This window comes from Agromyces italicus DSM 16388 (assembly GCF_000421545.1).
Classification (GTDB): domain Bacteria; phylum Actinomycetota; class Actinomycetes; order Actinomycetales; family Microbacteriaceae; genus Agromyces; species Agromyces italicus.
Genome location: NZ_ATXF01000004.1, coordinates 132,574 through 148,093, shown reverse-complemented (window position 1 = coordinate 148,093; position 15,520 = coordinate 132,574). Strand labels below are relative to the sequence as shown.

10 protein-coding genes are annotated in these 15,520 nt (G+C 70.5%); 6 read left to right on the top strand and 4 right to left on the bottom strand.

The window, feature by feature from the left end:
* Nucleotides 1-1,125 (bottom strand): tRNA 2-thiouridine(34) synthase MnmA, encoded by a 1,125-nt coding sequence (mnmA, locus tag H516_RS0101050; protein WP_245561683.1) that lies wholly within the window; start codon nt 1,123-1,125, stop codon nt 1-3.
* Between the two features lie 174 nt (nt 1,126-1,299).
* On the bottom strand, nt 1,300-2,559 hold the full coding sequence (locus tag H516_RS0101045) for a cysteine desulfurase family protein (RefSeq protein WP_022887877.1): 1,260 nt from the start codon (nt 2,557-2,559) through the stop codon (nt 1,300-1,302).
* 89 nt (nt 2,560-2,648) lie between these two features.
* On the opposite strand from H516_RS0101045, the gene glgX reads away from it, so the two are divergent.
* The 4 genes from glgX (at nt 2,649) to glgB (ending at nt 9,641) form a co-directional block, all read left to right on the top strand.
* Complete coding sequence (gene glgX, locus H516_RS0101040; protein ID WP_022887876.1) at nt 2,649-4,739, top strand: glycogen debranching protein GlgX; 2,091 nt, start codon at nt 2,649-2,651, stop codon at nt 4,737-4,739.
* Nucleotides 4,739-5,236: a Cys-tRNA(Pro) deacylase gene (gene ybaK, locus H516_RS0101035; protein WP_022887875.1), complete on the top strand. Its 498-nt coding sequence runs from the start codon at nt 4,739-4,741 to the stop codon at nt 5,234-5,236. The genes glgX and ybaK overlap by 1 nt, the downstream gene beginning before the upstream one ends.
* A 203-nt stretch (nt 5,237-5,439) precedes the next feature.
* Nucleotides 5,440-7,437, top strand: coding sequence for an alpha-1,4-glucan--maltose-1-phosphate maltosyltransferase (locus tag H516_RS0101030; protein ID WP_084620274.1), 1,998 nt, complete (start codon nt 5,440-5,442; stop codon nt 7,435-7,437).
* A gap of 2 nt (nt 7,438-7,439) precedes the next feature.
* On the top strand, nt 7,440-9,641 hold the full coding sequence (gene glgB / locus H516_RS0101025; protein WP_022887873.1) for a 1,4-alpha-glucan branching protein GlgB: 2,202 nt from the start codon (nt 7,440-7,442) through the stop codon (nt 9,639-9,641).
* A gap of 133 nt (nt 9,642-9,774) precedes the next feature.
* On the opposite strand, the gene H516_RS0101020 is transcribed toward glgB, so the two are convergent.
* Both H516_RS0101020 and H516_RS0101015 read right to left on the bottom strand, forming a co-directional pair.
* Nucleotides 9,775-10,722, bottom strand: coding sequence for a tetratricopeptide repeat protein (locus H516_RS0101020; protein WP_022887872.1), 948 nt, complete (start codon nt 10,720-10,722; stop codon nt 9,775-9,777).
* Entirely contained in the window at nt 10,719-12,629 is a 1,911-nt protein-coding gene (locus H516_RS0101015; protein WP_026378274.1) for a hypothetical protein, read from the bottom strand. The genes H516_RS0101020 and H516_RS0101015 overlap by 4 nt, the downstream gene beginning before the upstream one ends.
* A gap of 183 nt (nt 12,630-12,812) precedes the next feature.
* On the opposite strand from H516_RS0101015, the gene H516_RS0101010 reads away from it, so the two are divergent.
* A complete protein-coding gene (locus tag H516_RS0101010) occupies nt 12,813-14,426 on the top strand; it encodes a DivIVA domain-containing protein (protein WP_022887870.1) in 1,614 nt (537 codons plus the stop codon).
* A 27-nt stretch (nt 14,427-14,453) separates the two neighbouring features.
* A complete protein-coding gene (locus tag H516_RS0101005) occupies nt 14,454-15,518 on the top strand; it encodes an AI-2E family transporter (protein WP_022887869.1) in 1,065 nt (354 codons plus the stop codon).
* Nucleotides 15,519-15,520 lie beyond the last annotated feature (2 nt).

Here is a 15,520-nt window from a genome sequence, read left to right as displayed (position 1 = left end):
CTACGCCCCCACGGGCACCGCGCTGACGGTGCGGTCGATCGTGAACTGGCCGAGCACGCGGGTGCCGACGTAGATGACGGCGGTCTGGCCGGGGGCGACGCCGTCGAGCGGCTGCACCGGGGTGACGACGAGTTCGCCGCCGTCGAGCACGGCCGACGCGGGCACCGGATCGGCGTGCGCCCTGATCTGCACCTCGCAGTCGAACGCCTCGCCGTCGGCGGCCACGAGACCGGATGCCACTGGGTCGAGGCCGGCCCAGGAGTAGCGCGACCCGGCGATGAGGCCGATCGCGAGCGCCTCCTTCGGGCCGACGACGACGGTGTTCTCCTTCGGTCGCACCTCGAGCACGAAGCGGGGCTTGCCGTCGGACGCTGGGGTGCCGAGCCGCATGCCGCGGCGCTGGCCGACGGTGAACGCGTGGGCGCCCTCGTGCGAGCCGACGACGGCGCCCGAGCGGTCGACGATGTCGCCGGTCTCGGTGCCGACGCGCTCGGCGAGCCAGCCCTTCGTGTCGCCGTCGGGGATGAAGCAGATGTCGTAGGAGTCGGGCTTCTGCGCGACGCTGAGGCCGCGCTCGGCGGCCTCGGCGCGGACGAGCTGCTTCGAGGCGGTGTCGCCGAGCGGGAAGTAGGCGTGGGCGAGCTGCTCGGCCGTGAGCACGCCGAGCACGTACGACTGGTCTTTCGACTCCGCGTTCGCGCGGTGCAGTTCGAGCGCGCCCGAGGCGCCGGTCACGACCTTCGCGTAGTGGCCGGTGGCGACGGCGTCGAAGCCGAGCGCGAGCGCCTTCTCGAGGAGGGCGGCGAACTTGATCCGCTCGTTGCAGCGCATGCAGGGGTTCGGGGTGCGCCCCGCCGAGTACTCGGCGATGAAGTCGTCGACGACGTCGGCCTTGAACCGCTCGGAGAAGTCCCACACGTAGTACGGGATACCGAGGACGTTCGCAGCCCGCTGCGCGTCCATCGAGTCTTCGATGGTGCAGCAGCCGCGGCTGCCGGTGCGGAGCGTGCCCGGCATGCGGCTGAGCGCGAGATGCACCCCGACGACCTCGTGGCCCGCCTCGACGGCGCGCGCAGCGGCGACGGCGCTGTCGACGCCGCCGCTCATCGCTGCGAGAACCTTCACCCCTCCAGTGTAGGCAAGCGCACCTCCGTGTTTCCCGACACCCCACGTTTCTCAGGAGGCGGCACCCGGATAACGACGTTTCTCAGGAGATTTCGGCCGCACGAGGGACGCCCGGTGCCCGAGTTTCCTGAGAAACAGGGTTCTCGGCAACCACGCTCCGGAGAAGCCGCGATCTCAGCGGTCGAAGGAGGTCGCCCGGGCCGCGAGACCGGCCTTCGCGGCGAGTGCATGCGCCGCAGGCAGCGCCGAGAGGAACGCGTCGACGTCGGCGTCGGTCGAGCTGTGGCCGATCGTGATGCGCAGTGCGCCGCGCGCGTCGGCCTCGCTCCGGCCCATCGCCATCAGCACATGGGAGGGTTCGGGCACGCCCGCCTGGCAGGCCGAGCCGGTCGAGACGGCGACCCCGGCCGCATCGAGGAGGAAGAGCAGCGAGTCGCCCTCGCAGCCGGGAAACGAGAAGTGCGCATTGCCGGGCAGTCGAACGGATGCCCCGGGGCCGACGTCGCCCGACAGGCGTGCGTCGGGCACGGTCGCCGCGACGCCCGCGACGAGTCGGTCGCGAAGCGCCGACATCCTCGCCGCATCGTCGCCCAGACGCGACGCGGTCACCTTCGCCGCCGCCGCGAACGAGACCGCGGCCGCCACGTCCTGCGTGCCCGAGCGCACCTTGCGCTGCTGGCCGCCTCCGTGGATGAGCGGTTCGACGGCCGCCGAGCGGTCGAGCACGAGCGCGCCGATGCCCGCGGGCCCGCCGATCTTGTGCGCCGAGACGCTGAGGGCGACGAGTCCGGCGCCGCGCGGGGCATCCGTCGCACGTCGAATGCCGTGGAAGTCGATCGGGACCTGCCCGTAGGCGGCGATCGCATCGACGTGCAGCGGCACGCCCGCGCGAGCGGTCATACGCGCCGCCTCTTCGACGGGCTCGATCGTGCCGACCTCGTTGTTGGCCCAGAGCATGGTGACGAGGGCGACGGATGCCGCGTCACGGTCGAGCTCGTCTGCGAGCACGTCGAGGCGAACCCGGCCCACCTCGTCGATCGGCAGCTCGACCACCTCGGCCCCCTCGTGGGCGACGAGCCACTCGACGGTGTCGATCGTGGCGTGGTGCTCCCCCGCCGGCATGAGGATGCGGCGACGCGCGACAGGCGCCTCGGCGGCCCCCGCCACTACCCCGGCAGCCGTATGCCGCTGCCACCAGAGCCCCTTGATCGCGAGGTTCACCGCCTCGGTGCCGTTGCCCGTGAACACGATCTCGATGCCGTCGGCGCCGAGCGTCGCAGCGATCTGCTCGCGCGACTCCTCGAGCAGGCGCTTGGCCTGCTGGCCCGCGCTGTGGATCGATGACGGGTTGCCCACCACGGCGAGCGCGGCCGTGAGCGCGTCGATGGCCTCAGGCAGCATCGGCGTGGTCGCGGCGTGGTCGAGGTAGACCATGTGACCTCCGGGGTGTGACCGAATGCGTACGCGACACGGGCGTGTATGCACTTGCAGGCGTCTCGCCTCCACGAACTACTGTAGATCGCATGCCTGAGCGCGATCCCCTGCACGACCTCGGTGTGCATGCGGGCGCCGACGGCGGGGTCGCGAGGGTCTGGTCGCAGCACGCGACCTCGGTCGACCTCGTCGTGTTCGACGCCGACGACCTCGACTGCGTGATCGCCCGCACTCCCCTCGTGCGGGGCGACCACGGCGTCTGGCAGGGCGAGTCGACCGAACTCCGCCCGGGCGCCCACTACGGCCTGCGCGTCGACGGGCCTGCGGGAGCCCCGCACGCGTTCAACCCGGTACACACCCTGCTCGATCCCTACGCCCGCGGACTCGCGCGCGCCGACGACGGCTCGTGGCGCGGCGTCGCTCTCGAGCCGCTCACCGCGACGGGCTTCGAGTGGGGCGTTTCGGCCAAGCCCCGCGTTCCACTCGACCGCACCGTGGTCTATGAAACACACGTGCGGGGCTTCTCGAAGCTGAATCCCGCCGTGCCCGAGCCCCTGCGCGGCACCTACGCCGGCCTCGCGCACGACGCCTCGCTCGAGTACCTCGTGAACCTCGGCATCACAACCGTCGAACTGCTGCCCGTACACGCGTTCGTGTCGGAGGAGCGCCTCGTGCGCCAGGGCAAGATCAACTACTGGGGCTACAACACGCTCGCGTTCTTCACCGCCCACTCGCCGTACGCGAGCTCGGCGGCTCGAGCCGAAGGTGCCGCCGCCGTCCGACGCGAGTTCGCCGGCATGGTGCGGCGCCTGCACGAGGCCGGCCTCGAGGTCGTGCTCGACGTCGTCTACAACCACACCGCCGAAGAGGGCCGCGAGGGGCCGACCTCCTCCTTCCGGGGCATCGACAACGCCGCCTACTACCGGCACGACGCGCACGGCCACTACGTCGACACCACGGGTTGCGGCAACAGCCTCGACTTCACCGCCGAGGCGTCGCAACGGCTCGTGCTCGACTCGATGCGCTACTTCGCCGACGAGCTGCAGGTTGACGGATTCCGTCTCGACCTCGCCGCCACGCTCGGCCGTGACGAGCGCGAGACGTTCACGCCGGAGCATCCGCTGCTGCGCGCCATGCTCGACGACCCGGTGATCGGGGCCTCGAAACTCATCGCCGAGCCGTGGGATTTCGGCACCGGCGGCTGGCAGACGGGCAACTTCCCAGCGGGCTTCACCGAATGGAACGACCGCTACCGCGACCGCATGCGCGAATTCTGGCTCGGCGACCTGCGGCGCGAGCGCGAGACCGGCTCGGCGGGCAGCGGCATCGGCCGCTTCGCCACGCGTCTCGCGGGCTCGTCGAACACATTCTCGGGCGAGCGCGGGCCCCTCGCGAGCCTCAACTTCGTGACCGCGCACGACGGGTTCACGCTCGCCGACCTCACCGCCTACGACGTCAAGCACAACCAGGGCAACGGTGAGCAGAACCGCGACGGCACCGACTCCAACAACTCGTACAACCACGGCGTCGAGGGCGAGGCGGCCGACCCGGTCGTGCGGGCCTCGCGGCGCCGGAGCATCCGGAACCTGCTCGGCACGCTGCTGCTCTCAGCGGGCGTGCCGATGATCACGGCGGGCGACGAGTTCGGCCGTAGCCAACGCGGCAACAACAACGCGTACTGCCACGACTCGCCGCTCACCTGGCTCGCGTGGGACACGGCCGACCGGCCCCGATTCGCCCCCGAGCTGCTCGAGACCGCCCGCCACCTGATGCGGTTGCGCGCCGAGAACCCGGCGCTGCGACCGATTCGCTTCGGGCGGCTCGGTGAGACCGTGCCGAGTGCCTCGCAGATGGACTGGTTCAACGCCGACGGCGAGACCATGGGCATCGACGACTGGAACTCCCCCGCCGAGCGCACGCTGCAGTTCCTCGCCGCCTCGACGCCGGAGACCGAGGCGCCGAACCGCATCCTCCTCGTCGTGCACGCCCACGAGTCCGACGCCGAGGTCGTGCTGCCGTCGCACGACGAGGTCAGCGGGTACACGCCGCTCTGGGATTCGGCCAACGAGGCGCCGTCGACGTCAGTCGGCTCGCCTGGCTCCGGGGCGCTCGCCCCAGGCACCACCATCATCGTCGGCGCCCAGTCGATGCGACTGTTCCGTGCAGCGGGCGCAGCCTGATGGCCAAGCGCGCGGATGCCTCGGCAGGCACGCCCGCGACGGTCGCCCTCACTCGGGCCGGCGTCGCGTTCACCGCACTCGGCTACGACCACGACCCGCGCGCCGCGGCCTACGGCCTCGAAGCCGCCGAGAAGCTCGGCCTCGACCCCGACCGCGTCTTCAAGACCCTGCTCGCGAGCATCGATGGCGCCCTTGCTGTCGGCATCGTACCCGTGGCGATGCAGCTCGACCTGAAGGCGCTTGCCGCCGCACTGGGGGGCAAGCGCGCAGAGATGGCCGACCCCGCCGTCGCCGAGCGCAAGACGGGCTACGTCGTCGGCGGCATCAGCCCCATCGGCCAGAAGACGGCGCTGCCGACGGTGCTCGACGAGTCGGCGATCCTCCACGAGACGATCTACGTCTCGGGCGGTCGCCGCGGCCTCGACCTCGAGCTCGCGCCTGACGACCTGCTCGCGGTGACGGCCGGCTGGTACGCTTCGATCGCCCGCACCCGCTGAGCGGGCTGAGCCCGGGCACGGGGATGGGCACGGGTCGAGGCGGCGCGCCAGCGCCGTCTCGAAACCCTGACTCCGGCAGCTTCGCGAACCGCTGCCGGCCGCGAAACCTACCCTCAACGGCCGGCCGGTCATGACGTTCCGGCCGCGTTCGCAAGTACGATCCGGCGCGCACGCGCTACGGTCGAACCGTGACGACCGCCCCCGTGCTCGCCGGCCGGATCCCCGTGACCCGGCTGACCCCCGCTGCGCCCGATGCGCGTTGGCGCCCCAAGGCGTTCGAGGGCGAGGTGGTGCCGTTTCGCGCGACCGTGTTCCGCGAAGGGCACGACCGGGTGGGCGCGATGCTCGTCATCACGAGCCCATCAGGCGAGGTGCGCCGAGAGAGGATGTCTCCGCTGGCGGCCGGCACCGACCGATGGGAGGCCGAGGTGCTGCTCGGCGAGATCGGCGAGTGGCGCTGGCACGTCACGGGCTTCGACGACGAGGTCGCGACGTGGCGAAACGACGCCGCGCTCAAGGTCGACGCCGGGGTCGACGCCGAGCTGATGTTCGAGCTCGGCGCGCGCCTGCTCGACCGGGCCATCGCAGAGAAGGCCCGACCGCTCGCGGCCCGCACACGACTCACGACGCTTGCCGCCGGGCTGCGCGACGTCGCGGCATCCGTCGCTGCTCGCCGCACGCTCATCGACGACCCGCTCCTCGACGAGTTCGACTCCCACCCGCTCGCGCGCCTCTCGACGGACTCCCCCGAGCACACGATCCTGGTCGAGCGCCGGCGCGCAGGGGTCGGCGCCTGGTACGAGTTCTTCCCCCGCTCGGAGGGGGCGAGGCGCTTGAAGGACGGCATGTGGAAGTCGGGCACGTTCCGCACTGCGCAGCGGCGCCTCGACGCGGTCGCGGCCATGGGCTTCGACGTCGTCTACCTGCCGCCGATCCACCCCATCGGCGTGACGAACCGAAAGGGACCGAACAACACCCTGACGCCCGGACCCGACGACCCCGGCTCGCCGTGGGCGATCGGCGGCCCGACGAAGGACGGCAGCCCGGGCGGCCACGACGCCGTGCATCCCGATCTCGGCACGCTCGCCGACTTCCGCGCGTTCGTACGCCACGCGAACGCACTGGGCCTCGAGATCGCGCTCGACCTCGCGCTCCAGGCCTCGCCCGACCACCCGTGGGTCGCCGAGCATCCCGGCTGGTTCACGCAGCTGCCCGACGGCACGATCCGCTACGCCGAGAACCCGCCGAAGAAGTACCAGGACATCTACCCGGTGAACTTCGACGACGACCCCGAGGGCATCTTCGCCGAGGTGCTGCGCGTCGTGCGGCACTGGATGACGCAGGGCGTGCGCATCTTCCGCGTTGACAACCCGCACACGAAGCCCCTCGTGTTCTGGGAGCGGCTCATCGCCGCAGTGAACGCGGAGGACCCGGGCGTCGTCTTCCTCGCGGAGGCGTTCACCCGCCCGGCGATGATGCAGGCGCTCGCCATGGTCGGCTTCCAGCAGTCGTACTCCTACTTCACCTGGCGGAACACGAAGGCCGAACTCGAGGAGTTCCTCACCTCCGTCACCCAGGAGACGGCGGACTTCATGCGGCCGAACCTCTTCGTGAACACCCCCGACATCCTCACCGAGTATCTGCAGTTCGGCGGCCCGGCGGCGTTCACGGTGCGCGCGACGATCGCCGCGACCGCGGCGCCGCTCTGGGGCGTCTACTCGGGGTTCGAGCTCTTCGAGTCGGTTGCGCGGCCCGGTGCCGAAGAGGCGATCGACAACGAGAAGTACGAGTACAAGCCGCGCGACTTCGCCGCGGCCGAAGCCGAGGGCAGGTCGCTCGCGCTGTACCTCGGCATCCTGAACCGCATCAGGGCCGAGCATCCGGCGCTCACCCAGCTCCGCAACCTGCACGTCCACGCGAGCGACGACGACTCGGTGCTCGTGTACTCGAAGCACCTCGACGGCCGGTTCACGCCCGACGGGCGCGACGACACGATCATCGTCGTCGCGAACGTCGACCCCCACTCGGTCCGCGAGACCACGGTGCACCTCGATCTCGCGGCCCTCGGGATCGACGACGACGCCCGGTTCGAGGTCGACGACCTCGTCACCGGCGCGAGCTGGGAGTGGGGCGCCTCGGACTACGTGCGGCTCGACGCGTTCACGCGCCCGGTGCACGTCCTCCATGTGAGACGAGACTGAGGATGCCTGAACCGATCGCCGCACCCGACGTCGATGGCGAGGTGCTCGCCGCCGTCGCCGAGGGTCGCCATGCCGACCCGCACTCCGTCCTCGGGCAGCACGGCTTCGCGCGCGTGGCCGAGCCCGGACCGTTCTCCGCGATCCGCACCCGTCGCCCGCTCGCCGACTCGGTCGACGCGATCCTCGCCGGCGGCGAGACCCTCGCGCTCGAGCACGTCGGACACGGCATCTGGGCCGGCGCGGGCGACTTCGGCCCCTGCGACTACCTGATCCGCGCACGCTACGCCGATGGCGGGGAGTGGCTCGCCGACGACCCGTACCGCTTCGCCCCGACGATCGGCGAGCTCGACCTCCACCTGATCGGGGAGGGCAGACACGAACAACTCTGGCAGGCACTCGGTGCCACGCACCGGGAGCATTGGGGCGTCTCGGCCTCGATCAGCGGCACGGCGTTCACCGTCTGGGCACCACGCGCACGGGCCGTGCGGGTCGTGGGCGACTTCAACCGCTGGGACGGCGCCGGGCATGCGATGCGCAGCATGGGGCGGAGCGGCGTCTGGGAGCTCTTCGTGCCCGAGCTCGAGCCGGGTGCGCGCTACAAGTTCGAGATCCTCACGCGCGCCGGCGAGTGGACCATGAAGGCCGACCCCATGGCCCGCCGCGCCGAACAGGCGCCCGCGACCGCCTCGATCGTCGACGTCACCGCGTACGAGTGGGGCGACGGCGAGTGGATGTCGCTCCGCGCCGTGACGAACGCGCACGAGCGCCCCATGTCGATCTACGAGCTGCACCTCGGCTCATGGCGCCCCGGCAAGGGCTACCGCGACATCGCCGATGAACTCATCGAGTACCTCGACTGGCTGGGCTGCACGCACGTCGAGTTCATGCCCCTCGCGGAGCATCCCTTCGGCGGGTCGTGGGGCTACCAGGTGACGGGCTACTACGCCGTGACCAGCCGTTTCGGCTCCCCCGACGACCTCAGGCACCTCATCGACCGCCTGCACCAAGCGGGCATCGGCGTGATCATGGACTGGGTGCCGGGGCACTTCCCGAAGGACGAGTGGGCGCTCGCCCGCTTCGACGGCGAAGCGCTCTACGAGCACGCCGACCCCCGGCGCGGCGAGCAGAAGGACTGGGGCACCCTCGTCTTCGATTACGGCAACCCCCGGGTGCGCAACTTCCTCGTCGCGAACGCCCTGTTCTGGCTGGAAGAGCTGCACGTCGACGGCCTCCGGGTCGACGCCGTGGCGTCCATGCTCTACCTCGACTATTCGCGTGCCGAGGGTGAATGGCTGCCGAACGTGCACGGCGGGCGCGAGCACCTGGAGGCGGTCGCATTCCTCCAGGAGGCGACCGCGACCGCGTACAAGCGCAACCCCGGCATCGTCATGATCGCGGAAGAGTCGACCTCGTGGCCCGGGGTCACCGCGCCCACGAGCTCAGGCGGCCTCGGCTTCGGCTACAAGTGGAACATGGGCTGGATGCACGACTCGCTCGAGTACATCCAGACGGAGCCGATGCATCGGGCGCACCATCACCACGAGCTGACCTTCTCGTTCCTCTACGCGTTCAGCGAGCACTTCATCCTGCCGATCTCGCACGACGAGGTCGTGCACGGCAAGGGCTCGCTCGTCCGCAAGATGCCGGGCGATCACTGGCAGCAGCTCGCCAACGTGCGCGCCTACCTCGCGTTCATGTGGGCGCACCCCGGCAAGCAGCTGCTGTTCATGGGCCAGGAGTTCGGCCAGCTCAGCGAGTGGAGCGAGGAGCGCGGCCTCGACTGGTGGATCCTCGACCAGCCGTCGCATCGTCAGCTCGCCGAGTTCGTGGGCGCACTGAATCGACGCTACCGCGAGACGGCCGCGCTGTGGCAGCTCGACGACGACGCCGCGGGCTTCGAATGGGTCGAGGGCGGCGCCGCGGCCGAGAACGTGCTCGCGTTCCTGCGCTACGACCGCGAGCGACGGCCGTTGCTCTGCATCGTGAACTTCGCGGGGCGGCCCCACGAGCGCTTCCGACTCGGTCTGCCGTTCGAAGGCCGGTGGCGCGAGGTGCTGAATTCGGATGCCGCGGAGTTCGGCGGCTCGGGCGTCGGCAACCTCGACGGTGTCGAAACCGAACCCGTGCCGTGGGCCGGACGGCCCGCCTCGGCGACGTTCGCGCTGCCGCCGCTCGGCGCGGTGTGGTTCGAGTTGGAGGATTGAGCGGCGCGGTTCAGCACGAGGCCGCCCACCACAACGTCGGCGATCGCCACGACTTCGGAGCGGAGCATCCCCATGGACCCGAATCGGGGCAGATCTCCGAAATCGTGGCGTGCGCCTCGCTGGCGGGGTTCCGTCAGTAGAGGAGGCTCGCGAGGCGGCGGCGGGCCGTCGCCACGCGCGCGTCATCGGTGCCGACGACCTCGAACAGCTCGACGAGCCGCTCGCGCACGAGTCTCTGCCCGTCGGCGTCGAGCGAGGGGAACATCGTGAGGAGCCGATCGAAGGCGTCGTCGACATGACCGCCCGAGACATCGAGATCGACGACGTCGAGCTGCGCGGCCAGGTCGTCGGGTGCCGCGGCGGCCGCCTGACGGATCTCGTCGAGGGTCTTGCCCGCGAGCCTGCCGAGGAGGTTCGCCTGGGCGAGTCCGGCGACCGCGAGGGTGTCGCGCGGATCCTGCGCGATGGCGGTGCGGTACGCGGCTGCGGCCGCATCGTAGTCGCGCCGTTCGATCGCCTCGTAGGCCTCCTGGTGGAGCGGCGGCAGCGGCGTCTCGACGGGCTCGGGCGCAGACTGCTCCGCTTCGCCGTCGCCCGCCTCGACCCGACCCGACACCCCGTGCTGGGCACCGAGTTCGAGCAACTGGTCGAAGAGCTGCGAGATGACCTCGTCGGGCTGCTCGCCCGCGAAGAGCGGCACCGGCTGCCCCGCGACGAGCGCGACGACCGTCGGAATCGCCTGTGCCTGGAACGCCTGCACGAGCTGCGGACTGCGGTCGGCGTCGGCCGCGGCGAGGATCAGCCGTCCGTCTCGGGCACGAACCAGGCGCTCGAGGGCGCCGAGGAGCGCCTGCGACGGTTCGCTCCATGAGGCCCACAGCGCGACGACGACGGGAACGGTGCGAGAGAGTTCGAGGACGGCGCCGAAGCCCGTGTCGTCGGTCTCGACGACGATGCGATCGGACGACGACGGTGCGTGCGCGCCGCTCGGGGTCGAGGCCGTCTGCTGTCGCTGCACGAGCGTCGACAGGTCGACGGCCCCGCGAAGGGCGGCCCCCGAGGGAGGAATGGGGTTCGTCACTTGACCTCCGCAGCTTGAATCAGGTTCTCGGACCAGCCGAGGAGTTGGATCTGCGCGTTCTCACCCGCGCTGACGCCCGGGACGTAGAAGAGCAATTGGATGCCGCTGACCCGCGACACCCCCTTCGCGCTCTGCTCGGTGAAGCCCGACAGCGCCGCGGCGCTGCCGCCCTCCTGGAACCCGGTGGTGCCTCCGTCGTTGGGCACGCTCTTCTCGCCGCGGCGCACGTCGACCGCGACGATCGCCCCTGCGTCGATCGTGCCGAAGGAGATCGGCGGCATCGAGCCGGCCGCCGTCGACACCGTGAGCGTCGCCGTCGGGTTCTCGGACTCGGCCGCCTTCTTACGGCTCGCGGCATTGAGCGCCTCGTCGAGATCGGAGTCGTCGAGCGCGAACATCGGGGCGAAGGTGCTCTCGGCCCCGTTCTGCAGGATATCGGCGTACGCCGCCGCGACCTCGCCGGTGGGCATCACGAGACCCTTGTACTCGGGCGAGATGGGCGGAGCGCCGATCGAGGCCGGAGCGACCTCGGGCACGTCGGTGTCGGGAACGAGCGCGGTCTGGGAGATGACGTGGTAGTTCTCGCGCGGAGTCTCCTGCACGAGCACGAGCGCCGTGGGTGCGATCGTCTCGTCGTCGGCGTTCTTCGCGATCGTGAGCACCGTGCGAGGCCAGCCTGTCGACTGCTGCGGGAGCGTCAGGGTCAGGGGCGAGGCCGGAATCGCAGGCGGAAGCGGGTGATCTTCGAGCTTGCCCCTGATCGTGTAGTTGGCTGCACGGGCTTCGAGCGGCGGGCCGACGAAGCGTTCCGCGGCGAGGTCGGCGTCGCGCGACTCGTCGACCTCGCCCGTGAAGACCGCGAGTCGGCGCATGATGCGCTCCATCTGCGGCACCGTCACCGCGGGCTCGACGGCCGGCGCCTCGGGATCGGTCTCCTCCTCGGCGTCGGCGGTGGTGACCGGGGTCGCCGGTGCCGTCGTCGCCGGAGCCTGGTCGCCGTCGAAGCTCGGCCAGTAGTCGGCGGAGCACGCGGAGAGCGCGAGGGCGGGAAGGAGCAGCGCCGGGACGATCACGACGCGCTTGGCACGCCCGACGGCACGGCGCCCGCCGCTGCCGCCGACCTGGTTGCGCGTGGGTTTCGGTGCACTCGGAAGGCGGCCGCGCGGCCCCTTGGGAAGGTTGCGACGCGGTCCCCGCGACCGCTTGTGGCGGATGAACCCGGAGGCGAGCAGCCCCAGCCCCACGAGGAAGACGAGGCCACCGCCCACGATGAGCGGCCCCGCCCACGGGGTCACGGTGTCGGTCGGCCAGTCGAGCGACACGCGCGTCGGCGCGGGCGACAGACCGTCGGAGGCGACGAGCACGGAGATCCCCTCGGGGACGTCGATGGTCGTGGTCACGAATCGCTCCCCCGTGAACTCGTCGAGCCAGAGGTCGGAGCCGATGGGCGTGGCGGCGGCGAGCGCCTCGGGGTCGGGCGCGGCGTCGGTGGCCGCGGGCGTCTCGGTCGGCGCCGGGGTCGCGGTCGGCGACGTCTCCGGCTCGTCGGTGGGCGATGCGGTCTCGGGCTCGTCGGCGGGCGGAGCGGTCACCGACTCGGTCACGAGCGTCTTCTCTTCGGCGTCGTAGCGCACCGACTCGTAGGGGATCTCACCGAGCCACGCCTGAACATCGGTGGTGCGCCCGTACGAGATGAAGATCGGGCCGTCGCCCGACACCGAGATCTCCTGCTTGCCGGGATTCGCGGCCAGCGCATCGGGCCCGATCACCATGAACGCGCTCTCGCCGTCGGACTCGGCCGACATCGACACCCGATCGGCTTCCATGAACACCGTGCGTTGGGCGATGCCGAGCCCGATCATCACGGCCGCGGCGACGAAGGCCACGATTGCGAGGGCGAAGCGCACGAACAACCTCCAAAGCCGCGCACGGCGGCATCCGACAAAGACATTCCACACTACCGGCAGAGTCTGTGAGTCGCCTCACCGATCCCTGGCAGCGGCCGCACCGCACGGTACCCCGAAGCCCCGTACAATCGGAACGATTCCCGCATGAGCCCCCACAAACGCGGGACACGACCCGGAGGAAGCATGGCCGTCGAAGAGACCGAGTTCACACAGGTGTTCCGTGGATACGACAAGGACGAGGTCGACAAGGCCATCAACGGCCTTCGTCGCGACATCATCACCGCGAACAACCAGTCGTCGGACTCGGTGAAAGAGAACAAGCGCCTGCTCGCGCGAATCGAAGAGCTGACCGCAGAACTCGAAGAGGTCGGCAGCCCGACCTTCTCGGGCCTCGGCACCAAGCTCGAGAACACCCTGCGCGTCGCCGAAGAGCAGTCGACCCGGCTCATCGCCCAGGCCGACATCGACGCCGAGAAGCTCCGCCGCGCCGCCGAGGACGAGGCGCACCTCATGCGTTCCGACGCGCACGAACTCGCCGAGCGCACGCTCACCGAGACGCGCGCCCAGGCCAACCGCATGCTCGAGAACGCTCGCGCCGAAGCCGACGACATGGTCGCCCGCGCCCACGAGACGAGCGAGCAGCTCCGACAGGACGCCGCGCGCGATGCCGCGGCGATCCGCGGCGCCGTCGCGACCGAGACCGCCGAGCTGCGCACGACCGCGAAGCGCGAATCCGCCGCGCTCGTCTCGGCCGCCGAGCGGAAGTCCTCCGAGATCCTCGTCGCCGCGAACGCCGAGGCGAGCGAGGCCCGGGCGACCGCGGCCGGCCTCACCCAGGAGACCGAACAGACCCGAGCCGAGGTCGCGATCGAACTCGACCGCGCACGCGCCGAGCTCGCGAAGGAGACCGAGCAGGCGCGGATCGACCTCACCCGCGAGACCGAGCAGTCCAAGCTCGACCTCGAGCGCGAATCGGCCGAGGCCCGCGCCGGCATCGACGCCGAGATCGCCGAACGTCGCGCCTCCCTCGTCCACGAACTCGAACAAGCCCGCACGGACCTCGACCGCGAACTCGCCGGCAGCCGCGCCGAACTCGCCGAACAGCGCGAGCAGGCCAAGGTCGACCTCGACCGCGAGGCCGAAGCCGCGCGCCTGAAGCTCCAGCACGAACTCGAGCGCATTCGCGCGAAGCACGCCGCCGACCTCGACCAGATGCGCGCCGACCTCGCCCTCGAGCAGGAGCAGGCACGAGCCGACTTCGACGCCGAGTCCGAGCAGTCGCGCATCGATCTCGACAACCAGCTCACCGCGATGCGGAAGAAGACCACGCACGAGGTGAACCGCATGCGTCGCGAGATCGAGAAGTCGCACCTCGACCTCGAGTCCGAACTCACTGCGAAGCGCGACGAGTCCGAGCAGGAGCGCCTCGCGGCGCACCAGGAGGCCGTCGCCCAGACTCAGCAGTTCCTCGAGGACGCGAACGCCGAACTCGCCGAGGCCGTCGCCCGCACGGCGGCGAGCCGCGCGGAGGCCGAGCGCCTCGAGACCGAGGTGCGCGCCGAGATCGCCGGAGTCCGCGACAGGGCCGACGAGGAGGCACGCGAGCGCGTCGCCGCCGCGCACGACCAGGCGCGCAAGCTCATCGCGGATGCCGAGGAACGCACACGCGCCCTCGTGGCGGACGCGGAAGACCGCCTCTCGCAGATTAGGATCGAGCGCGACGCGGTCGCCGGCTACTTCGAGAGCCTGCGCGGCGTGCTGACCCAGGCAGAGCAGATCGCCGCCGACACGAAGTAGTCGAGCCGTAAGGAGCGCGCAGGTTCCATGAAGATCCAGAACGCGTTCCGCATCGGGCTCGTCGGCACGCTCGGCGTCGGCGTCGGACTCTTCATCCTGACGTCGATCGTCAGCCTTTCGGCGATCATCACCTACATCGGAGCAGCCCTCTTCCTGGCCCTCGGGCTCGATCCGGCGATCAGCTGGCTCGAGCGCCGAGGGCTTCCGCGTTGGTCGGCGATCCTCATCGCGATGAGCGGGGTCGGGCTCATCGTTGCCGGGCTGGTGCTCGCGGTCGTCCCGACGATCGTCGAGCAGATCAGCGACATCATCGACGAGATCCCTCGGATCGTCCGACAGGTGAGCTCCCAGGACTGGCTCGAGTACCTCCAGGAGCAGTTCCCGCTGCTCAAGGTCGAAGAGATCGCCGAGCAGGTGACTGCGGCGCTCACCGATTTCTTCACGAACCCCGACAAGCTCTCCGAACTCGCCGGAGGGGTGCTGCAGGCCGCCGTGGCGATCGGCACCGGGGTGTTCGCCGTCATCATCGTCTTCATCCTGATGCTCTACTTCGCGGCGTCGCTCAACACGATGAAGCGGGCGACCTACCAGTTGGTGCCGGCCTCGAAGCGCGCCCGGTTCGCCGACCTCACCGAACAGATCACCCAGTCGGTCGGCCGATTCGTGCTCGGGCAGGTGTCGCTCGCCGCCGTCAACGGGGCGCTGAGCTTCGTCTACCTCTCGATCATCGGTGCGCCGTTCACCGCGGTCCTCGCGTTCCTCGCATTCATGTTCTCGCTCGTGCCCCTCGTCGGCACCCTCACGGGCTCGATCATCATCGTGCTCGTCTGCCTCATTCCGACGATCGGCTCGCCGCTCACCGCACTCGCCGCCGCCATCTACTACGTGATCTACATGCAGGTCGAGGCGTACGTGCTGAGCCCGCGCATCATGAACCGCGCGGTCAAGGTGCCCGGTGCCCTCGTCGTCATCGCGGCGCTCGCGGGCGGTGCGCTCGGCGGCGTCCTCGGGGCGCTCGTCGCGATCCCGGTCGCCGCAGCGCTCCTGCTGATCATCAAGCAGGTCGTGATCCCGCGGCAGAACGAACGCTAGTC

Bases quoted from the DNA above. Each gene is read 5' to 3' on its own strand.
- H516_RS0101045 (WP_022887877.1), bottom strand. From the start codon at position 2,559: ATGGTCTACCTCGACCACGCCGCGACCACGCCGATGCTGCCTGAGGCC.
- glgX (WP_022887876.1), top strand. From the start codon at position 2,649: ATGCCTGAGCGCGATCCCCTGCACGACCTCGGTGTGCATGCGGGCGCC.
- ybaK (WP_022887875.1), top strand. From the start codon at position 4,739: ATGGCCAAGCGCGCGGATGCCTCGGCAGGCACGCCCGCGACGGTCGCC.
- glgB (WP_022887873.1), top strand. From the start codon at position 7,440: ATGCCTGAACCGATCGCCGCACCCGACGTCGATGGCGAGGTGCTCGCC.
- H516_RS0101010 (WP_022887870.1), top strand. From the start codon at position 12,813: ATGGCCGTCGAAGAGACCGAGTTCACACAGGTGTTCCGTGGATACGAC.
- H516_RS0101005 (WP_022887869.1), top strand. From the start codon at position 14,454: ATGAAGATCCAGAACGCGTTCCGCATCGGGCTCGTCGGCACGCTCGGC.